Raw genomic sequence first — 21,396 nt, 5'->3', positions numbered from 1 at the left:
CGCCAGAACGCGGAGCCGGGCTCGGTGGACAACCCCTCGTCTGGTCGGCCGTCGGCCACGCGCGGCGGATCACTGCTGGCGGGGATCGCCTCCGCACGAGGTGCGGACCTTGAGCCGGGGCAGCAGCCGCACGTGGTGGACCGGCAGGCCGGGGCCGTCGGTCAGGCGCCGGAGCATCAACTCCACAGCGGCGGTGCCGACCGCACGTTTGGGCGGGGAGACCGCGGTGAGCGGCTGGGCCGCCAGTGCGGCGAACACGTCGTCGTACGAGATCAGCGCCAGATCCTCGGGCGCCCGCAGGCCGCGGGCGCGCAGCGCCGGGGTCAGTTGGATTGCCTCGTGGTCGTTGTGCACCAGCACTGCGCGAACACCGTCGGCCGCCTCTGCGGCGATCCGTTCGGCCACGGCGTCGGTGTCGAGTCCGGGGCGGTGGATCTCGATCACCGGCCGGGGTTCGAGCCCCAGACGGCCGGTGGCGTCGGCATAACCGGCACGCACCTGGTGGGCGGTCCAGCTGTCCTCGCGGGCCGCCAGCAGGACTGACTCGTGGCCGAGCGTGACCAGGTGGCGCAGGGCGAGCAGGACGCCGTAGTGGTGGTCGGAGCCGACTGTGGGAAGCCCGGCCGCGGTGCTGCCGGGTGCGGCGATCCGTTCCACCAGGACGGCCGGCACCGGCAGGTCGCGGATCCAGGTCGAGTCGGCGATGTCGCCGCCCGGGTGCCAGTTGGGGGTCAGCAGCAGGCCGTCGAGGCCGGCGTCCAGCAGCTGGTCGACCTGGGCGCGGTCGTCCGAGGACTCGTAAGAGGCGATACCGAGCACCAGGCGGGCGCCGGCGGCCGCGGCCGCGGTGCGGGCCCCGGCGATCACCTCGTCGAAGTATGAGCCGACGGTGGGGACCAGCATGCCGATTACTCGGTCGCGGCCGGTGGCGGCGACGGGGGCGGCGGTGCCGAGCGGCATTGAGACGGCCCCGTGCGAGCGGCGCAGTAGGCCGCTCTCGGCGAGCGCGGCGACATCTCGGCGCACTGTCACCGGGGCGGTGTCGATCCGCTCCGCCAGGTCCATCACGCGAACCGTGCCCAGTTCCCGGACCACATGGAGGATCCGGGCGCGCCGCTGCTCGGCGGTGATGGTCATGGCTCCCCTGTTCTCCCCGCCCGGGACATCGGGGCGGAAGCTGATAGCGTCGTGCGCAATGAGTATCACTCGATCGTGTCTGATCGAAAGTATCCACGGTGTGTGCGCGAATCGAGGCGTGGGGTGAGACCTTGGCGGCGCACAGACGAAGATGCCCAATTCCTGGGAGGGCAGTGGGATGTCGGTTCTGCTGCGGCCTGGACGGCAACGACCGGTGGAACAGCGGAAAGCCGACGCAAGCCTGGTCCGGGACAGGCCCAACTGCGGCTGGGGCGACTCCCACGTCGATCGACCACGACTTCGGCGGCCGGAACGTCTCCGCCGCCTTGCTCGCCCAGGGCGACTGGAGGGTCGGCAATCGCGAGGGCGCAACCGCCCGGACGGACAGCAGGTGGTGGGCCTCGGCCGCAGCGACAGCCGCGGCCTGTGTACCGACGCGGGGCAGCCCGCGACCGGTGGCGGAGCGTTCGTGAAGGTCGTCGACGGGCGGTATGTGGCCAGTGACCGGGCGTCCGGGGTTACCGAGCTCCAGTGCCGGGACGAGACCCTTCGTAGCCGGGTACGGTGTGTACTCCGACGCGATGTTCTCGCCGGTGCGCGCACCGGTCGCCGGGCCGCTGCCGACGGGCGGACGGACCCTGTGGTTCGACCAGGGTGACAATTTCTCCCGCCGTCGGCGGATCGGCGGCGAGCGACCGGGCGCCGGGCCTTTACGAGGGGCCGCTGTGCCGACGACGAATACCTCACGTGTGTGGCGCACACCTGGCAGTGGAACCAGGGCGGCGGCGCCGGCCGGGCACCCGATGCGCTGCTCTGCCGCCCGCTGGGCTGTGGGCGCGAACGGCGGAGCGTCCACCACCGCGATGGTGGTGGACGCTCCGCGGTCGAAAGCGGGTCGGCGCCGAGCGGTGGGCCCTCAGGCGGTGCGGTGGATCTCCTGGGCCAGCACCGGGTGGGAGAACGGCAGGCCGGCGGTGTAGCGGGCGAGTTCGTCCACCGCGGCGGCGGCCATCCGGTGCAGTTCGGTGCCCATGGAGCCGGCCATGTGCGGGGTGAGCAGCACGTTGGGCAGGTCGTAGAGCGGCGAGTCCTCGGCCAGCACCTCGGGCGAGGTCACGTCGAGTACGGCGCTCAGGCGGCCGGAGACCAGTTCGGGGACGAGTGCGTCCTGGTCGATCAGCGAGCCGCGCGAGGTGTTGACCACCGTCGCGCCGTCGGGCATCAAGGCGAGCCGGCGGCGGTCGATCATGTGCCGGGTGGAGGGCAGCTGGGGCGCGTGGATGCTCACCACGTCGCTGAGTTCGCACAGTTCGTCGAGCTCGACCGGGCGGGCGCCGAGGGCGCTGGCCTCGGCGGCCTCGACGTACGGGTCGTGCAGCAGCAGGTGCAGGTCGTACGGCCGGAGGAGTTCGAGGACTCGGCGGCCGATCTGCGACGCTCCCACGATGCCGACGGTGCGGCGGTAGTTGCCGATCCGCGGGTGGGCGGCCTGCCAGTCGTGGCGGGCGCGCAGTTCGCGGTACTCGGCGGCCAGCCGCAGGACCTGCTTGTTGGCGAACAGGATGGCGGCGACCGTGTATTCGGCGACCGGCAGGGCGTTGGCCCAGGCGGCGGAGGTGACCTGGAGACCGCGCTCCCAGCAGGCGTCGGTGATGTGGTGCTTGACCGAGCCGGCCGCGTGGATGACGGCGCGCAGCCGGGGTGCGGCCGCCAACACCGCCTCGTCGATCGGCGGGCAGCCCCAACTGGTGACGAGGACCTCGGCGTCGGCGAGCGCGGCGGCGGCCTCAGGGGTGGTGAAGTCGTCGACGATCAGCGACGGGTCCAGGTCGGCGAGGCCGGTGAGCCGGGCCAGGGTCTGGGCATCGATCAGCTGCGGGGCGAGCTGCGGATGCATGGCCAGCAGGGCTCGTGGGCGGCACCGGCCGGGGGCGGACAGGTCCGGGGACCCGGCGGCGGTGGACTGCTGGGGCACTCGGGTCTCCGTTGGTTCGGCGAGGCGCGCGGTGGGGGCGGTCACTTGACGCTGCCTGCGGTGAGGCCGGCCTTCCAGTGCCGCTGGAGCGCGACGAAGGCGACGACCAGCGGGATGACGGCGAGCAGTGAGCCGGTCACCACCATGGGGTAGAAGTGCGGCTCGGCGTGGGTCTGGGTGTTCCACGCGTACAGGCCGAGGCTGACCGGGAACAGCCTGTTGTTGGAGAGCATCACCAGCGGCAGGAAGAAGTTGTTCCAGATCGCGGTGAACTGGAACAGGAAGACGGTGACGAAGCCGGGCGTCACCATCCGCAGACCGATCGACCAGAAGATGCGCAGTTCCCCGGCGCCGTCCATCCGGGCGGCCTCCAGGACCTCGCCGGGCACGTACCCGGCGACGAAGATCCGTGAGAGGTAGACGCCGAACGGGAACACCAGGCTGGGGATGAAGACGGCCCAGAAGGTGTTGACGATGCCGATCTTGGACGCGAGCAGGTACAGCGGCAGCGCGGTCGCCGTGGTGGGAACCAGGACGCCGACCAGTACCAGGCCGAACAGTTTCTCCTTGCCGCGGAACCGGTACACCTCGAAGGCGTAGCCCGCGCAGATGCAGATGAATGCGCAGAGCAGGGCGCCGCCGCCGGCGTACAGCACGGAGTTGAGGTACCAGCGGAAGTAGATTCCGTCGGACTCGGTGGCCAGGGCGTGCAGGTTGTCGCCCAGGTGGAAGTTGCTCAGGGTCAGGGTGTTGCCGCCGAGCAGGTCGGGGGTGTTCTTGGCGGAGGCGGTGATCAGCCACACCAGCGGCAGCACGGTGTAGACGGTGACCAGGACCAGCGAGGCGTTGACCGCCCCCTTGGAGAGGGACCACGGACGCTTCTTGGCGTGCTCGGTCATGAGCGGGTCTCCTTCCGGCGCTCGGAGCGGGCCCGGGTGGCCCGGGTGATGATGAAGGAGAGCAGCGCTGCGGCGAGGGCGAGCAGGACCGAGGCGGCGGCGGCCAAGCCGTAGTCGTTGCGCTCGAAGGCGGCGGTGTAGGCGTACATGTTCGGTGTCCAGGTGGTGGTGACGCCCGGGGCCGAGCCGCGCAGGATCATCGGTTCGGTGAACAACTGGAGCGAGCCGATCACGGTGAACAGCGCGACCATCGTGATCGACGCCCTGATCAGCGGCACCTTGATGCTGAGCGCGGTCCGCAGGGCTCCGGCGCCGTCGACGACGGCCGCCTCCAGCACTTCGCGGGGGAGGGCCTGCAGGGCGGCAAAAAAGATGATCATGTTGTAGCCGGTCCACTCCCAGACCGCCATGTTGACCACGGCGGGCAGCGGGTGGCCGAGCACGTCGATCGACGCGCCGGCGCTGTTCAGGGCGTCCAGTACCGGGCTGATGCCGGGTGTGTAGAGGTACGTCCAGACCAGGGCCGCGATGATGCCGGGGACGGCGTGCGGCATGAACAGGGCCAGCTGGAAGAAGCGCTTGGCACGGGCCAGCGCCGAGTCCAGCAGCAGGGCCACCGTCAGCGAGAGGCCGATCATCACCGGGATGTACAGCAGGCAGTACTGGGCGATGTTCCAGAAGCCGTCCCGGAAGGCCGCGTCGCCGAGAGCCCGGGTGTAGTTGCCGAAGCCGGTGAAGACGGTCTTCGCGTCGCCGAAGCCGAGACCCGAGCGGCGCTCGGTGAACAGGCTCAGGTAGACGGCGTAGCCGATCGGGACGAGCAGGGCCGCCGTGAAGAGGATGAAGAACGGGGCGATGAGTACGGCGGGGGCCCCGTACCTCCCGCGCCGCCTGACGGCGGCGGCGCGGGAGGAGCCGGTGGTGCGGTGCGTCACTGGGCGACCTTGAGTCCGCGGTTCTTGAGTTCGGCGGTGGTGCCCTGCTGGGCGGCCTCGACACCGGCCTGCAGCGTGCCGCCCTGGGTGACCTTGCCGAAGGCGTCCTTCATGGCGTTGTTGGTGATGCCCATGGTCGGGCCCCAGGTCCAGCCGTCGCGGATCGACTTGGAGGCGTCGATGAAGACGGAGTAGATGTCCTGGCCGCCGTAGAAGTCGGTGTTGAACGCGGCCTTGGCGGTCGGGACCAGGTCCGGGTCGGCCGGGAACATCGAGGAGGTGCCGGATGCGATGCGGGCCTGGATGCCCTCGGGGGTGGTGGTGGCCCAGGTGGCGAACTCGACGGCGGCCTTGGCCTTCTTGCTGTTCTTGGAGACGGCGAAGGTGGTGCCGCCCAGCATGCCGCTGGCGGGCTTGCCGTCCCAGGTCGGGACCGGGGCGACGGCCCACTTTCCGGAGGCGTCGGGGGTGGTGGCCAGGGTGGACTTCAGCACGCCGCCGCCCCAGGCCGCGCCGAGGTAGCCTGCGGTCTCGCCCTTCTGCAGCGAGGCGGTCCACGGCTGGCTGAACGAAGGCTGGACGCGGACCAGGTCGTCCGAGATCAGCTGCTGCCAGTAGTCGGTGACCCGCTTGGTCTCGGGCTCGTCGATGTCCACGCTCCAGGTGTCCCCCTGGGCCGTGAACCAGTGCGCGCCGTTCTGCCAGGACAGGGCCTCGAAGGTGCCCGGGTCGTCCGGGAAGAAGGTGCCGATCCGGGCGTTCGGGTCGGCTGCCTTCAGCTTGAGCGCGTCGGCCCGGTATTCGTCCCAGGTCTTGGGCGGGGCGGTGATGCCGGCCTTGTCGAACAGGTCCTTGCGGTAGAAGAAGGCCTGCGGGGCGACATCGAGCGGCAGGCCCCACTGGGCCGTGGCGAGGGTGGTCTGCTGGACGGCCTGCGGCAGGTACTTCTTCTTGAGGTCGGCGGAGACCAGCTTGGTGATGTCCTGGACGGCGCCCTGGCTGACGAAGTCCGGCAGCGCACCGTATTCGACGTTGAACAGGTCGGGGGCGTTGCCGGCCTTGGAGGCGTCGGAGATCTTCGCGTAGCCGCCGGCCACGCCGGACGGGATCTGCTCGAAAGTGACCTGGACGTCCTTGTGCGAGGCGTTGAAGGCGTCGACGACCTCCTTGGTGCCCTTGGCCCAGCCCCAGAAGGTGATGTTGACCGGCTTGCCGTCGCTCGCCGGGGCGGCGTCCGAGCTGCCGGAGCTGCCGCAGGCCGCGAGCATGGTGATCGAGAGCGCGGAGGCGGTGAGCGTGGCGGCCAGGCGGAGGGCTCTGCGGCCGGAGGTGCGAGGAGTAGACATGGCACGGCTCCTGAGGGAGGGGGGTCGGTATGCCCGAGTGGATGGCCGTTTGCTGAGGAAGAAGGGGGCCCAGCGCGGCGATGTGGCCATCTTGCGACCGCATGGGATCGGAGTCAAGAGGTTGGGATCAAGTGATCTCAATCGATACGGCTCCCTGCGGGCCACTTTCTGGTAACAATACTGGCTCACGAAGCGGAGGAGTGGGCTTCGCCCATCATCATCAGATCATTCGGTCAAAATTACTGGATGGATTGATCCACTTGGTCATACGTTCAGCAGCCTCCCTCCTGCTCCCGCCGGAGGACCGCAAACTCAGCCCCTACACGGGCTGGACCAGGTCGCACTGGGAGGCCGCCGCCGACGCGCTCCTCGCCGCCGTCCGGCCGTTCGCCGGGCCGGAGCAGGCACTCATCATGCTCCCGGGCCCCCGCCCCAGCATTTCCGGCACCCGCTCCGACGGGCTGGAGGGCTACGCCAGGACCTTCCTGCTGGCCGCTTTCCGGATCGCCGGAGCCGGCGGTGACGACCCGCAGGGCCTGCTCGCCCGGTACGCCCAAGGACTCGAGGCCGGGACCCGCGCCCCCACCACCGACCGCGAGCTGACCGACCGCGACCCGATCTCCTGGCTCGCCATCGGCGACCGCAACCAAGCGATGGTCGAAGCCGCCTCCATCGCCCTGGCGCTGCGACTCACCCGGCCCTGGCTCTGGGACCGGCTCGACCCGCAGGTACGCGAGCGGGCCCGCACCTGGCTGGCCGGCGCCCTCCACCACACACCGGTCGACAACAACTGGTGGCTCTTCCCCTTCACCGTGGGTGGCTTCCTGGCCGAAGCCGGCCTCGACGAGGACGGCGCGGCCGAGGCCGCCGTGCGGCGCGGACTCGCCAAGATCGAGCAGTGGTACCTCGGCGACGGCTGGTACACCGACGGCCGCCCGCGCGCCTTCGACCACTACAACGGTTGGGCGTTCCACCTCTACCCCGTGCTGCACGCCCACCTGAGCGGCGACCGCGAACTGCTCGACACCTACGGCGGCCGCCTCGCCGCCCACCTCGACGGGTACGCCCGGACCTTCGGTGCCGACGGCGCCCCCATGCACCAGGGCCGCTCGCTCAGCTACCGGTTCGCCGCCGCGGCCCCGCTGTGGGCCGGAGCCCTGACCGGCCGCAGCCCGCTCACCCCGGGCGCCACCCGCCGCCTGGCCTCCGGCGTCCTGCGCCACTTCCTCGACCGCGGCGCGACCGAGCCGGACGGCCTGCTCTCGCTCGGCTGGTACGGCCCCTACCCGCCGCTGGTCCAGCCCTACTCCGGCCCCGCCTCGCCGTACTGGGCGAGCAAGGGGTTCGTCGGCCTGCTGCTGCCGCCGGACCACCCGGTCTGGACCGCACCCGAGGAAGCCGCGCCGGTCGAGCGCACAGACGCCGTCCACCCGCTGCCGCAGCCCGGCTGGCTGATCCAGTCCACCGTCGCCGACGGCCTGGTCCGCCTGCACAACCACGGCAGCGACGATCAGCCCGCCGACCAGGTGCTGCCCGACGAACCGCTGTACGCCCGGCTCGGCTACTCCACCGCGACCGGGCCACTGCCCGACGGACCTCCGGACAACCACTTCGGCCTGGTCGTCGACGGGCAGGTCAGCGAGCGCGGCCGGATCCGCCCGTTCGGCGCCGGGGACGGCTGGGCCGCCTCGGCCCATCGGCCGCGGATCGGCGCGGTCGAACTCCCCGGCGTAACCGTGACCTCGCTGGTCCTCGCCCACGGCGCCGACGAGGTTCACGCCCACCTGGTCACCGGCGCCGCGCCCGGGACCGAGGTCCGGCACAGCGGCTGGCCGGTGGCCGGAACCGCGGCCGAGACCTGGACCGACGGCCCGCTCGCCGCGGCGGGGACCTGGACCGACGGCCCGCTCACCGAGACCGGGGCCGGCCGGCTCACCTCCGCCCTGCAACAGGTCGAGGGGTACACCGCCGCCCGGACCGTCCGCGTTCCGGCCGGCACGGCGTTCGGCCCGATCTGCGCGCTGCCGGTACTCTCCGGGCGCACCGGTGCCGGACCGTCGCTCTTCGTCTCCGTCGCCCGGCTCTCCCGCTCGGCCGCCCGCCCCCTCGACGGCCCCTCCGTGTCCACCGAGGGAGCGCTGATCCGGGTGGTCTGGTCCGACGGCAGCTCCCACGAGGCCTCGCTCGACCTGGACGGCCCCAGCGTCCGTCGGAAGGACTGACCCACCGTGCGACTCGCGTTCTCCACCCTCGGACTGCCCGGCCTGCCGCTCGCCGAGGTGATCCGGCTCGCCACCGACCACGGCTGGGCCGGGCTCGAACTGCGCTGCGCCCCCGGCGAACCCGTCCACCCCGACATGACCGCCGCCGCGCGCGCCCGCGCCCGCCACGCCCTCGACCGGGCGGGCCTGATCCCGCTCGCCGTGGCCGGTTACGTCGGCGTCGCCGCCCCCGGCGAGGACGGCCCGGTGGTCGCCGAGCTGCTCGACCAGCTCCGGCTGGCGGCCGACCTCCGCGCCGCCTACGTCCGGGTGTTCCCGCAGGGTGGTGAGGGGTGGATCGACGATGCCGACCAGCGCGCCGCCCGGCGCCTCGCCGAGGTCGCCGACCGGGCCGCAGAGCTGGGCGTCAGCATCCTGCTGGAGACCCACGACTCCCACCGCGGCGGGCGCGACGTCGCCCGGGTACTCGAACTGGTCGCCCACCCGGCGATCGGCGCGCTGTGGGACCTGCTGCACACCCGGCTGGCCGGCGAGACCCCGTCCGCGACCTGGGGAGCACTGCGGCCCCACCTCGGCTACGTCCAGGTCAAGGACATCGTCGACCGCTCCGACCTCACCCCGGTGGCGCTCGGCGCGGGCAGCCTCCCGGTCGGCGAGTGCGTCCGCCTGCTGCCGCCCGACTGCTGGGTGTCCTGGGAGTACGAGGCGCCCTGGTACCCGGACGCCGCGCCGTTCGGCGCGCTGCTCGGCCCAGGGGCGCAGTACCTCGCCGCGCTGCGGTCCTGACGGCCGTGGTTCAGCGGGCGGCGCCGCTTGGGCCGACGCCGCCGCACGAGGTGCGGACCTTCAGCTCCGGCAGCAGCTCCACGTGGTGGACCGGCAGTTCGGGGCCGCTCTCCAGACGGCGCAGCAGCAGCTCCAGCGCCGCCGAGCCCACGGCCCGCTTCGGCGGCGCCACCGCCGTGAGGGGCGGGGCGGCGAGGGCCGCGAAGACGTCGTCGTAGGAGATCAGTGCCACGTCGTCCGGCACCCGCAGACCGCGGCCGCGCAGCAGCGGCACCAGGTGGATGGCGTCCTGGTCGTTGTGGACCAGGACCGCCCGCGCGCCGTCCGCGACGCCCGCGGCGATCCGGACGGCGACCTCCTCCATGTCGCCGCCGGGCTGGTGGATGCCGACGACCGGGCGGGGCTCGAGGCCCAGAAGTCCCACGGCCTCCTGGTAGCCCGTCCGGACGTGGTACGCCGTCCAGGTGTCGTCGCGCGCGGCCAACTGGACCGCGCGGTGGCCCAGCGAGGACAGGTGCTGCAGCGCCACCAGCACCCCGTGGTGGTGGTCGGAGCCGACCGAGTCGAGTTCGGCGAACGGGCTCTCCGGCGCGGCGCGGCGCTCGACCAGCACGGCGGGCACCCGCAGCCCGGCGAGCCACGCGCTGTTCTCCGGTTGTCCTCCCGGCTTCCAGTTCGGGGTGAGCAGCAGGCCGTCGACGCCGGCGTCGAGCAGCTGCTCCGCCTGGGCGCGGTCGTCCGAGGACTCGTAGGCGGAGATGCCGAGCACCAGCCGCGCGCCCGCCGCCGCGGCGGCGGACCGGGCGCCCTCGATGATCTCGTCGAAGTACGACCCGACCGTGGGCACCAGCATGCCCACCACCCGGTCCTGGCCCGTCACCCGGCCGGCCACGGACTCCCTGCGGGGGAGCGACACCGCACCGTGCGAGCGGTGCAGCAGCCCGGCGTCCGCGAGGGCCGCCACGTCCCGGCGGACGGTGACGGCCGCCAGGCCGATGCGCTCGGCCAGATCCACCACGCGGACCGTCCCGAGTTCGCGGACGAGGTAGAGGATGCGGGCCCGGCGCTGCTCGGCCGTGATGGTCATGGCGTCACTCCTCTGGGTGAACTTGCGGTCTGGGACGGATCAATTTGTATCATTCGATCCGTCGTAAGCCCAGAGTACTCAGCTGGTGACGATCCCCAGCCTCGGGGGGATTGGCGGTGTTGCCGAGGCTCCTGCGGGAACCCCCGACCGGTGCGCGCGTCGGCCTGATGCCGGGCCCGGAACGTGCCCGAGGCCTGCACGGAAGTACCGTGCAGACCTCAGGACTCGGTGGGTGGGTGGGATCAGCCGACGGTCAGGCTGAGGTCGTCGCAGGTGGATGTGGCGGAGGCGACCGGCAGGTAGCAGAAGACCGTGGCCGAGGTGTTGGTCGGACCGGTGGTGAAAGTGGTCGACTGCGGGGCCCAGCCGGTGGCCGAGGTGTGGGCGGTGACCTGGGTGCCGCCGTAGTTCTTCACGCCGAAGCTGGTGGAGCTGCCCGAGTCGGCGCGGACCCAGCCGGAGAAGGTGTAGGTGGTGTAGGGCGACAGCCCGGTGACGGTGTACTCCATGGTCGCGTAGTCACCGGCCGCCGACTGCAGCTTCAGGTCGTGGGTCGGGCTGTGGGCCGCGGTGTCCGTGACGACGCTGGCGTTGTGGACGGTCCAGCCGGTCAGGTTGCCGGACTCGAAGTTCCCGGTGGGGATGAGGTTGGCCGATCCTGAGCCGGCCGGGAAGGTGAGCGTCTGGGCGTTGACCGCGTGGGTGTCGCCGGAGGTCCCCGGGTTGGTCCAGTCCCGCTGCGCGGCGATGGCGACGCCGCCGGTGCCGGCGGTCAGGCTGAGCGCCTGGCCGCTGTACCGGTTGATCAGGCGGTAGCTGCCGGCCGGCAGCTTGGCGTCCCTGACGGTCTGCAGGAACCACTGCCGCCCGACACCGGTGCCGGTGCCCACGGTGAGCGGGGCACCCCAGGCCCGTCCGGCGTTGGTGCCGTCGTTGACGCCGAGGTTCTGGCCGGAGGCGGCGTTGGTGATGGTGAGGAAGCCGTCGCCGGTGGGGGCGAACGTCCAGGACTGCGAGGTGGAGGTGCTGCCGGCGGCCGTGGTGGTCAGAGCGGTCCCGGACTGGTCCAGGTACCGGCCGTTGCCGGCGGCGATCTGGTAGGGCGCGCCGGGGCTGACCGGTGGGACGGGCAGGTTGCTCGGGTCGGTGTCGATCGTGGTGCTGACCCACTCGGTGCCACTCGTGGCGGTGCAGCTGTACATGCAGTAGTTGCGGAAGGTCTTGCCGATCAGGTAGTTGGAGGTCTTGGTGGTCGAGTCGAGCACGGAGCGGTACCAGGCGGCACCGCTGGGGTTGGTGACCGTCCCGATGTCCGTCCACTTCTGCGTGGCGAGGTCGGACGTGGTGTAGATGCGCAGCGGAGTGGATGTGGTGGGGTTCTCCGGCCGCGGCATCCCGACGTACTTGCCCAGGTAGGCGTCGAAGGTGACGTTCATCCGGGCGAGCGGCGGGGCGCTGGGCAGCTGCCCGGCGCTGAGCTGCTGTGCGGTGGTCCCGGTGTTGAGCGGGTTGTAGGCGTCGTCGAGGTAGCCGGCGCTGGTCCCGTCGGACGGGATCAGGTCGGTCTCCTTGCCGCCGACGCCGGGCTGCGTCCAGGTGCCGCCGTACCACTTCTTCCACGACGACGGAGCAAACTTGCCGGAGATCGGGGCACGCGCGACGTGTCCGAGGTCGACCCGGCCGCCGCCGGCGGTGTTCAGGACCTGGGTGTCGTAGTAGATGTAGAAGTAGCCGGAGGCGTTGTCGACGAACAGTTTCGGGTCGCCGTCGCCGTAGTAGTAGGTCTGGTTCGGGAACTGGTCGCGGCCGTCCTTGGCCGGGTCGTTGCAGACGGCCAGCTTGACCGCGACGGTGGCGTCGACACAGCTGGCGGGCGCCCCGGTGAGGCTGATCTGCCCCTTGGCCCCGGCGGCGGGCGTGGTGAAGCGCTGGGTCGCCGAGCCCGAGCAGGCCTGGATCGTGAAGGTGGCGCCGGCGCCGGTGCCGGAGGCGGTCAGACACAGACCCGAGGCGGGGTTGACCAGGGTGCCGCCGGTGACGGTCCACTTCTGGTTGGCGTTGCCCGTGCAGCCGTACCTGCCGACGGCCGTGCCGGCGGTGGTGCCGGCGCCGGTGATGTCCAGACACTGACCGCCGCCGGTGCGGACGCTGCCGTCGGGGGCCGTGGTGAACAGCTGGTCGTTCGCCCGCCAGGTGGTGAACGGCGAGGTGAGGATGTGGTCCTTGATCGTCCACGTGGCGCCGTGGTCGGTGGACTGTGCGTAGTCGATCGAGTCGTAGTGCAGGCCGTCGCCGAACGGCGACGGGGTGAACTCGTTGTGCACGGCCCCGTACCAGTCACCGGTGTCCGGGTCGACCCACACGCCGACCAGATCGCAGTAGTTCCGCTCGGAGTACCCGGTGGTCTGGGAGCCACGCGGGTCGTAGCTGGACATCAGGCCGGTCGGGCTGTTGTTGCAGCGCACCGTGGTGTTGGCGTTGTCCGGGGTCGAGGAGATCGAGGCCTTGGTGACGCCCGTGTCGATGTCCGTCCCGGTCCAGAACTGCCAGGCGCGGCTGTCCTTGCCCCCGTACAGTGAGTGCGAGGACTGGAAGTAGAACTTGCCGTCGCTGTCGATGAAGGGGTACGCCGCCGTGTCGTCGGCGTAGGCGTAGGTACCGGTCGCACCGGTCGTGATGGTGTACGTCGGCGTCGCCGCGAAGGCGGGCGACACGGCCTCGGGGCCGAGGGTGGCGACCGCGAGAGCCAGCGGCACGAGCGCCGCCAGCACGGCCCGGAACCGTCGCTTGGTTCGAGATGGCATGTGCATCCTCATGGTGGGGGAGGCGAGGGAGCTGTCGGCTGATGTCATGACGTGCCGCTGCGCACGGCGGCAGGCGTGAGGTGCCGGTGCCGCGTCCCTCGACGGACCGTTGGGGCGGACCGAGTCCCTGCGCCCGCCCGACGTCCAGCAACCTAGGATCGGCGGCGCGCCCGGGCAACCGGCCGACAGCATATGAATTGCAGGTGACCGCTTGATCGGTGATGAGCCGACTGTTTGTGACATCGCTGTTCGATCCGGAGGTCCCTGAAGTTGATCAAATAATTCCGACGAAGGAGCCCCCTACGTCTGCGGATGTCCGTCGGCTCGACCACCTGCCGTGGGAGTACGTCGCGGAGGACGCGCAGCAGGCCGGCGGCAGCCCCCGGACGTCATCCCGCTGCTCGGCCTGGACCACCGCGCACGGACTGCGGAGATGATGAAGGACCGGGGACAGGGGCGCACGGCCTCCGCGCCGAACGAATGGCCGGATGGCCTGCCGCGGGTGAGCGCGTAGCCGGCCGGATGCGCGCGGTAGTGCGAGCCCGACGTGACGCGGGTGGTCGCGAAACCTGCTGTCGCGCGAGCCCGGTGGCCATTTGCGCAATCATTGGGTATTGATGAGCCCGAGTCGGCTGTCGGCCGGAGCGGCGTCCTGTGCAATCCTGGCAGGAGCAGTAGCCGCGGCCGGACAGGCTCTGTCAGGTGTTGGACCAGGGAGTTCGCATGACCGGCTCGGCTCGGCGGACCTCGGAGGCCACGGCTCCCGAGGTCCCGGGGTTGAAGTTCCGCATGCTCGCCGACCGCCTGCGCCGCGAGATCGGCCGGGGCGTCTGGCCTGCGGGAAGCCGACTGCCGACCGAGCCGGAGCTCGCCCGGGCGCACCAGGCCTCGGTGAGCACCGTCCGCCGTGCCGTCGCCGAACTGGTGGCCGAGGAACTGGTCGTACGCCGCCAAGGCTCCGGTACCTATGTCCTCCCGCCGAAGCCGGCCAGCGGCTGCTCGGCGCTGGTCGGCGTGGTCGTGCCCAACGCCGCCTTCTACTACCCCCGTGTCCTGCAGGGCATCGAGGAGGAACTCACGGCGGCGGGTGCGCGCTCGGTGGTGGCCTGTTCCGGCTACGACCAGGTGCGGGAGATCGGAGCCGTCGCCGAGATGCTCGACATCGGCGCCGACGGTCTCCTCATCGCCCCCACCCTGATCGGGCCGGAGCCCCCCGAGGCCTACCTGGCGCGGATCGCCGGCATCCCGGTTCCGGCGGTCCTGGTCGAGCGCCGCGGGACGAGCCTCGGCGACACCACCGAGAGTGTCTGTACCCACCACGAGGCGGGAGGCTACGACGCTGTCCGGCACCTGGTGCGGCTCGGCCACCGGATGATCGGCTTGGTGCTGCGTATCCCCAGCCCCACCGCGGAACCGGTCGGGCGCGGCTTCCACCAGGCCATCCACGAACTCGGGCTCCCGAGTACCGAGTTCCAGGCCGCGCTGGAGGAGTGGAGCCCAGCGGCGGCGGACCGCTGCCTGGCGGGGTTGCGCCGTGCCGGTGCCACCGCCGCCGTCTGCTTCGGCGACCGCCAGGCGGCTCTGTTGGCGGCCGCCGCCCGGCGGCACGGGATGCGTGTTCCCGACGATCTGGCCCTGGTCGCCTACGACGACGAGATCGCCGACATCGCGGAGATCCCGCTGACCGCCGTGGCGCCGCCCAAGCACCTCCTGGGCCGCACGGCGGCCGCGCTGCTGCTGAACCGGCTGGAACATCCCGAGGAATCCCGGCGGCAGGTACTGCTGCGGCCCGCGATCACCGTCCGCGACTCCTGCGGCGCCGCCCGGGAACGGCCCGCACCAGGGCTGTACTGACCGGGAGGCGCGCGGTGACCGCAGGTCCGATCACGGGTCTTCGACATCGTGTGAGCACCGGGTGACCTCGAGCGAGGGGCCCGGAGGAGGTGCCAGCTGTCGGCGGCGGGCTCCCCGAGGCCATCGACATCTGCACCGGCCGCGGTGCCACCGCCGACCTCGCCCGTTGCCGGCACGCCCAGCACGAACTCGGCCTCACCCGGCTGCGGGTCCCGGCCGCCGCGGCTACGGAGGCCAAGTCCTCGGCTGGGGACCGGCGTAACCGCCCGCGCCGGTCAAGGGATCAGCAACCGGTCCGATAGAGGTACTTGGCGAACCTGGGGTTGTCGAGGTCGTCCTTGGCGATGGCGGCCATGGCGGTGTCGATCTCCTTGAGCACCGGTCTTCCCTCGAACGCGGCGGCGAGCTGGTCGACGGCCTGGGTGCCGATCGCGGCCGGGTCCTGGGCGACCAGGACCTGGATGGTGCCGGCCCTGAGCGCGGCGATCTCGTCGGGCTCTGCGTCGAAGCCCACAACCTTGACGACGCCCTGCTTACCGACCTGCTTCAGGCCGGTGGCGATGCCCCGGCCGGTGTTGGTGTTGCCGGCGAACACGCCGCGCAGGTCGGGGTGGGCGGCCAGCGTCGACTGCACCTGTGCGGCAGCGGTGGCCGGCTGGTCGTTGTCGTACAGCGTGGGCAGGACCGTGATGCGGGGGTGGTGGGCAGCCATCTCCTCGTTGAAGCCCTTGATCCGGGCATCGGTGGTGGTGACGCCCGGCTTGACGCTGATCACCAGGACCGAGCCCTGGTCGCCCATCTGCTTGGCCACCGCCAGGGCCGCGAGGACCCCGCCGGCCTCGTTGTCGGAGGAAGCGCGGGTGATTCCGACGGAGGGGTCGTTGACCGTGGTGTCGACCAGACCGATCTTGGTCCCGGCGGCCTGGAGCTGCCTGAGCGACGGGGTGAGCGCGTCGCCGTCGACCGGCGAGATCAGCAGGCCGTCCGGCCGGGACGCACCGACCGAGTCGATCACCGCGCGCTGCGCGGACGCGTCCCACTGTTCGGAGCCGTACACGGAGAGGTTCATGTCCAGTGTTCTGGCCTCGGCCTCGGCGGCACATGCCATGGTGATGTAGAAGGGATCGCTCTTCACACCGGTGATCAGCGCGATCCTCTTGTGGGCCGCATTGCCGATGTTCAGCGTCGGCCTGCCCCCACCGGTCGCCGCCGAGCAGGCGGTGGGGGCCAAGGCCAGTACGGCGCCGACGGCGGCGATCAGCCTGCGTCTGCTCCGAAGGCTCCACATGGCGTGTTCTCCTCGCTTGTCGTGCACTCGGTCGCCTCTCTGGCTGGCAGGTGGGTGGGAGCGGTGGCGCCGACGGTCGACGGCCTACCGGTCTCCTCGACCTCGTCGCGGTGGGGCATCTTCCAGGCGGTACTCATCCCGGGGACCTGCGTCTTCGCGAACGGCCGGAGCGAGGTCCATGTGATGTTCGGCAGGATCAGGACCGCCGGTTGCGGGGTCATGGAGCTCGATAGCGCGGAGTGGGCTCGGGCGGGCGACCGGCGCCGGGGCGACCGCTCGCCGACCGACCTGGGACGTACCTGCCCGGAGCCGACCCTCAGCGGCTCCGGGCAGGATTCTGGTGGTCCTGCGAGCGAGGATCAGGCCCCGCGACCTTATCCCCGCGTCCGCGACCTGGTCAGTAGGCCTGGTTGGTCATCGTGATGGCGCCCTGGAACTTGAGCCAGCGGGCGAGGTAGGCCCAGCCGGCGTGGTGGGCGACCCATTCCTCGCGGCCGGCGTAAGTGTCCTCGGAGTTGGCGTCGTTGTAGTTGCCGGCGTAGGTGTGTCCGTCGGTGTAGCGGTTCTGCATGTCGAGGACCTTCTGCTCGTGGTAGCCCTCCCAGTAGGCGCCCTTCCGGCTGGCGAGGTCGTCGAAGCCGAAGGCGTCGGCGAAGACGTCGAGGGTGGCGAACTGCATGCGCCGCTGCAGTCCCCAGTCGTTGCCGTTGGGGTAGTAGACGTCGCTGCTGCCGGTCTTGTAGATGGTGCCGCCGGGCGTGGCGTTGGTGTGGGTCATGGTGGGGTCTGCGCTGTAGGGGTTCTGGCCGGCGGTGAAGTTCAGGTCGACCAGGCCGTCGTAGACGACGTCCGCGTTGAACAGCGCGGCCTGGGGGGTGGCCTTGCGGGCGAGCGAGTAGGTGAGTCCGGAGGTGGCGTTGAAGGCGATGGACTCCATGTAGTCCGGGTGGACGATGCTGTGGTTGACCACCGTGCCGTCGCTGTTGACGTTGGAGCCCTTGATCCAGGAGGACACCGCCTTGCCGTTGACGACGGTGCTGTTGGTGAGGTCCTGCGGCCGGGCGGACGCGGAGACTTCGAGTTCGATGCTCTTGCGCATCCAGGTGGCGTAGTTGGCGTGGTCGGGCATCATGGCGGTGGCGACCTGGAGGATCTGGGCGTTCCAGGCGTTCTCCTCGGCCTTGGTGTCGCCGGGGGTGACGAACGTGCCGGTCGCGGTGCGGTAGTAGGGCACGGTGTAGTTGTTGAAACGGTTGGCCTCGGACTCGACCATCTTGCGGACCAGTTCCCGGTCGGTCGTGGAGAGGTCGTCCCACATGAGCCAGCCGGCGAGTCCGGCCATGGCGGCCCAGTGCGCGGTCTGCCAGCCGTTGCCCCAGCCGCCGGCGGTGTTGGCGAGGTGCCGCTCGGCCAGCGAGCTGATCAGGCGAATGGTCTTGGCCTTGGCGTCGGCGGTCGTGGGGCTGGGGTTGCTGTTGTTGCCGGTCTGGTAGACGCCGAGCTTGAGGGAGACGGCCAGGCCGACGGTCTCCGCGGCGGAGGGGCGGATGTTGTTCTCGCCGGTGCCGCCGAAGTCGAGGTAGGCGCCGCTCTGGGCGTCGTAGTTCTTGACGGTGTCGTACCAGGTGGTCAGCGCGTAGCGGTTGGTGTTGCGCAGGATGGCGCGCAGGCGCACGGAGTCGCCGTCGTTCGGGTGGGTGGTGGTGAAGCTCGCCATGTTGATCGGCGTCACGGCGGTGCTCGCCGCGAAGGCCGGGGTCGCGGCGCCGGCCGGCAGAGCCAGCGCGGAGAAGGCCGTCACGAGCGCGACGGCGGCAGTACGGATCCTGTTCATCGTGGACCTTCCGGGGGGAGAAGAGACCGAGGTTCCGGGTACGCGGCTTGCCGACGGAGCCGGGGAGCCGCGTACCCGGAGTGCGAAGCGGCCACGTCCGGGTTCACAGCTGCGGCCGCGAGCTGCCCTTTTGATCGAGAGCCGCGGTCACGGGAGGGGTGTCCGGGCGCTCGGGGCAGGGGAGGACGGGCCCACCCGGACGCTGTGGGGACGGGTCAGCAGTCGGACTTGTAGGCGTACTTGATGACCTGGGGGTCGTCCATGTTGTCCTTGGTGATGGCGACCATGGTGGTGCCGATCTGCTTCTGGACGGGCTTGCCGTCGAAGGCGGCGGCGAGCTGGTCGATGGCCTGGGTGCCGATCGATGCGGGGTCCTGGGCGACCAGGACCTGGAGGGTGCCGGCTTTGAGTGCGGCGATCTCGTCGGGTTCGGCGTCGAAGGCGGCGACCTTCACGGTGCCCTGCTTGCCGGCCTGCTGGAGGCCGGCGGCGATGCCCTGGCCGGTGTTGGTGTTGCCGGCGAAGACGCCGCCGAGGTCGGGGTGGGCGGCCAGGGTCGACTGGATCTGTGAGGCGGCGGTGGCCGGCTGGTCGTTGTCGTAGAGGGTGGGCAGGAGGGTGATTGCGGGGTGGTTGGCCATCTCTTCGGTGAAGCCCTTGATCCGGGCGTCGGTGGTGGAGATGCCCGGCTTGACGCTGATCACGATGGCCGAGCCTTTCTCGCCCATCTCCTTGGCCAGGGCCTTGGCGGCGACCTTGCCGCCCTCCTCGTTGTCGGAGGAGATTCGGGTGATGCCGATCGACGGGTCGGTGACGGAGGTGTCGACCAGGCCGATCTTGGTGCCGGAGGACTGGATCTGCTTGAGCGAGGGGGTGAGGGCGCTGACGTCGACCGGCGAGACCAGGAGGCCGTCGGGGCGTGAGGCGGCGACCGAGTCGATCAGGGGGCGTTGGACGGAGACGTCCCACTGGGCGGAGCCGTCGGCGGTGAAGTCCAGGCCCTTGGCCTTGGCCTCGGCCTGCGCGGCGCAGGCCATGGTGATGTAGAAGGGGTCGCTCTTCACACCGGTGATCAGGGTGACCTTCTTGGGGCCGCCGGCCGCGGTGGAGGCTCCGCCGCCGGAACCGGTGGAGCTGCAGGCGGCAGTGGTGGTGAGGGCGAGGGCGGCGCCGGCGGCTACGAACAGTGCGCGCTTGCTACGGATGATGGACATGGTGGGTGTTCTCCTAGGTCGTGCGCGCGGGGCGCCGTGGGGGATCCCCGCCCTGACAGCGGGGCCGCCGGCCCGAAGGCCGCCGTTCTTCTCGCGCTCTGCGCGGTGGTGGTGGGTTACTTGCGGTCGCGGGTCTTGCGGCGCATCTGGTCGATGAAGACGGCGGCGACCAGGACGACGCCGACAGCCACGTCCTGCCAGTACTGCTGGACGCCGATCACGATCAGGCCGGTGGTGAGCACGGCGGGGATGAACACACCGATCACGGTGCCGAGGACGGAGCCGCGGCCTCCGAAGAGGCTGGTGCCGCCGAGCACCACCGCGGTGATCACCTTGAGGTTGTCGGTGGAGTGGCCGGCGATGGAGGTGGTGCCGTAGGAGGCCAGCCACATCACCGCGCCGAGGCCGGCCAGCAGGCCCATCAGCGCGTACACCTTGACCAGGTGCCGACCGACCCGGATGCCCGCGCGCTGGACGGCGGCCGGGTTGGAGCCGATCGCCAGGGTGTGGTTGCCGAAGCGGGTGCCGGCCAGGACCAGGCCGAAGACGAGGGTGACGGCGGCGGCGAGGATCACCAGCCACGGGATGCCGAGGACCTTGCCGTAGCCGAGGCTGTTCTGCAGGTTCGACGCGGCGGCGCCGGCCGGGTCCTGCCCTCCGGTGGCGAGCTCGGCCAAGCCGAGCGCGGCGCCCAGACCGCCCAGGGTGACGATGAGCGGCGGGACCTTGCCGGTCGCGATCAGCGCCCCCTGCAGGGCGCCCCAGGCGGTACCGACCGCGACCGCGATCAGGACGCAGATCCCGACCGTCGTCCAGTCCGCGTCCGGGCCGCCGTGGTGGATGTTGTACTCCCCGGCCGCCACGGCGGCCAGCACCAGGACGGAGCCGATCGACAGGTCGATGCCCGCGGTGATGATCACGTAGGTCATGCCGACGCCGAGCACCAGGTAGATGGCTGCGTTGACGGCGATCTGGGTGAGGTCGTAGGCCGTGAAGAACGTGCCCGGTGCAGCGATGGTGAAGAACGCGACCAGGGCCACCAGGATCAGGAACGTCCACAGTTCGTTGACCGCGGCCAGCCGGCGCAGCCAGGGCGGCACCCCGCTCGGTCGGACCCGCTCCGGGGCTTCGGCGGACGGCTGCCCGGTCTGCTGTGCGGTGGCGGTCATCGGTCTTCCTCCGTGTTCCGTGCGCCGGTGGCGCCGGTGGCCGCGAACGTCTCCAGGTCGCGGTCCAGCGAGCCGGTCATGGCACCGACCAGCCCCTCGATGCTGGTGTCGGTCGCCTTGAGCGACGCGACCCGCCGGCCCAGCCTGAGCACCTCGATCCGGTCGGACACCGCCAGCACCTCCGGCATGTTGTGGCTGATCAGCACCACGCAGATGCCGCGGTCCGCGACCCGGCGGACGGTCTCCAGGACCTTCGCCCGCTGGACCACGCCCAAGGCGGCCGTCGGCTCGTCCATGAAGATGACCTTGTCGGCGAAGGCCACCGCGCGGGCCACCGCCACCGACTGCCGCTGCCCGCCCGAGAGCGTCGCCACCGGCGCGCTGACGTCCTTCAGCGTCACCCCGAGCTCGGCGAACGCACCGACCGCCTCACGCCGCATCGCGGCCCGGTCCAGCACCCCCAACCGGCCCAGCAGCCCACCGCGGACGATCTCCCGGCCGAGGTAGAGGTTGGCGGCCGCGTCCAGGTCCGGTGCCATCGACAGGTCCTGGTAGACCGTCTCCACACCCCGGCGCTGTGCGTCGGCCGGACCGGCGAACTGCACCGGCCTGCCCTCCAGCAGGACCTCGCCGGCGTCCGGGGCGATCACCCCCGACAGGACGTTGACCAGAGTGGACTTGCCGGCTCCGTTGTCGCCGATCAGGGCGACCACCTCACCGGCGTACGCCTTGAAATCGGCGCCCTGGAGCGCCTGCACGTGGCCGAATTGCTTGACCACGCCCCGCGCTTCGAGCAGCGGTTCGTTTATAGAGGCCATGTTGCGCCTTCTTCTTGGTATCGTTACC

15 protein-coding genes are annotated in these 21,396 nt (G+C 71.1%); 3 read left to right on the top strand and 12 right to left on the bottom strand.

The annotated features are described in order from the left end of the window. Nucleotides 1–69 precede the first annotated feature (69 nt). The 5 genes from OG689_RS03755 to OG689_RS03735 form a co-directional block, all read right to left on the bottom strand. A complete protein-coding gene (locus OG689_RS03755; protein WP_266317715.1) occupies nt 70–1,137 on the bottom strand; it encodes a substrate-binding domain-containing protein in 1,068 nt (355 codons plus the stop codon). A 916-nt stretch (nt 1,138–2,053) separates the two neighbouring features. Beyond that, entirely contained in the window at nt 2,054–3,034 is a 981-nt protein-coding gene (locus tag OG689_RS03750) for a hydroxyacid dehydrogenase (RefSeq protein ID WP_266326846.1), read from the bottom strand. A gap of 119 nt (nt 3,035–3,153) precedes the next feature. Then, entirely contained in the window at nt 3,154–4,011 is an 858-nt protein-coding gene (locus tag OG689_RS03745; RefSeq protein WP_266317711.1) for a carbohydrate ABC transporter permease, read from the bottom strand. After that, a complete protein-coding gene (locus OG689_RS03740) occupies nt 4,008–4,868 on the bottom strand; it encodes a carbohydrate ABC transporter permease (protein WP_266326844.1) in 861 nt (286 codons plus the stop codon). Before OG689_RS03740 ends, OG689_RS03745 begins: the two co-directional genes overlap by 4 nt. A 74-nt stretch (nt 4,869–4,942) precedes the next feature. Beyond that, complete coding sequence (locus tag OG689_RS03735; RefSeq protein WP_266317707.1) at nt 4,943–6,292, bottom strand: sugar ABC transporter substrate-binding protein; 1,350 nt, start codon at nt 6,290–6,292, stop codon at nt 4,943–4,945. Between the two features lie 260 nt (nt 6,293–6,552). Between OG689_RS03735 and OG689_RS03730 the strand changes: the two genes are divergently transcribed. Beyond that, entirely contained in the window at nt 6,553–8,514 is a 1,962-nt protein-coding gene (locus OG689_RS03730; protein ID WP_266317703.1) for a DUF2264 domain-containing protein, read from the top strand. A gap of 6 nt (nt 8,515–8,520) precedes the next feature. Further along, on the top strand, nt 8,521–9,300 hold the full coding sequence (locus OG689_RS03725) for a sugar phosphate isomerase/epimerase (protein WP_266317700.1): 780 nt from the start codon (nt 8,521–8,523) through the stop codon (nt 9,298–9,300). A 10-nt stretch (nt 9,301–9,310) separates the two neighbouring features. On the opposite strand, the gene OG689_RS03720 is transcribed toward OG689_RS03725, so the two are convergent. Together OG689_RS03720 and OG689_RS03715 are read right to left on the bottom strand one after the other, a co-directional pair. After that, nucleotides 9,311–10,387, bottom strand: coding sequence for a substrate-binding domain-containing protein (locus OG689_RS03720; RefSeq protein WP_266317699.1), 1,077 nt, complete (start codon nt 10,385–10,387; stop codon nt 9,311–9,313). Nucleotides 10,388–10,629: 242 nt separating this feature from the next. Then, complete coding sequence (locus OG689_RS03715; protein ID WP_266317695.1) at nt 10,630–13,191, bottom strand: RICIN domain-containing protein; 2,562 nt, start codon at nt 13,189–13,191, stop codon at nt 10,630–10,632. A gap of 723 nt (nt 13,192–13,914) precedes the next feature. On the opposite strand from OG689_RS03715, the gene OG689_RS03710 reads away from it, so the two are divergent. Then, nucleotides 13,915–15,045: a LacI family DNA-binding transcriptional regulator gene (locus tag OG689_RS03710; protein WP_266317684.1), complete on the top strand. Its 1,131-nt coding sequence runs from the start codon at nt 13,915–13,917 to the stop codon at nt 15,043–15,045. A gap of 283 nt (nt 15,046–15,328) precedes the next feature. On the opposite strand, the gene OG689_RS03705 is transcribed toward OG689_RS03710, so the two are convergent. From OG689_RS03705 to OG689_RS03685, 5 genes are all read right to left on the bottom strand, one after another. Beyond that, on the bottom strand, nt 15,329–16,333 hold the full coding sequence (locus tag OG689_RS03705) for an ABC transporter substrate-binding protein (protein ID WP_266317680.1): 1,005 nt from the start codon (nt 16,331–16,333) through the stop codon (nt 15,329–15,331). A gap of 397 nt (nt 16,334–16,730) precedes the next feature. Then, nucleotides 16,731–18,167, bottom strand: coding sequence for a hypothetical protein (locus tag OG689_RS03700; RefSeq protein ID WP_266317675.1), 1,437 nt, complete (start codon nt 18,165–18,167; stop codon nt 16,731–16,733). Nucleotides 18,168–18,382: 215 nt separating this feature from the next. Next, nucleotides 18,383–19,381 carry an ABC transporter substrate-binding protein gene (locus tag OG689_RS03695; RefSeq protein ID WP_266317669.1) on the bottom strand — a complete coding sequence of 333 codons (999 nt, stop codon included), beginning with the start codon at nt 19,379–19,381 and terminating at the stop codon, nt 18,383–18,385. Between the two features lie 116 nt (nt 19,382–19,497). Beyond that, nucleotides 19,498–20,550: an ABC transporter permease gene (locus OG689_RS03690; protein WP_266317665.1), complete on the bottom strand. Its 1,053-nt coding sequence runs from the start codon at nt 20,548–20,550 to the stop codon at nt 19,498–19,500. Next, on the bottom strand, nt 20,547–21,359 hold the full coding sequence (locus OG689_RS03685) for an ATP-binding cassette domain-containing protein (RefSeq protein ID WP_323189372.1): 813 nt from the start codon (nt 21,357–21,359) through the stop codon (nt 20,547–20,549). The genes OG689_RS03690 and OG689_RS03685 overlap by 4 nt, the downstream gene beginning before the upstream one ends. Nucleotides 21,360–21,396: the final 37 nt, after the last annotated feature.

It is taken from the genome of Kitasatospora sp. NBC_00240 (assembly GCF_026342405.1).
GTDB lineage: Bacteria > Actinomycetota > Actinomycetes > Streptomycetales > Streptomycetaceae > Kitasatospora.
The sequence above is the reverse complement of the archived record's forward strand: the minus strand, read 5'-3'. Positions and strand labels throughout refer to the sequence as shown.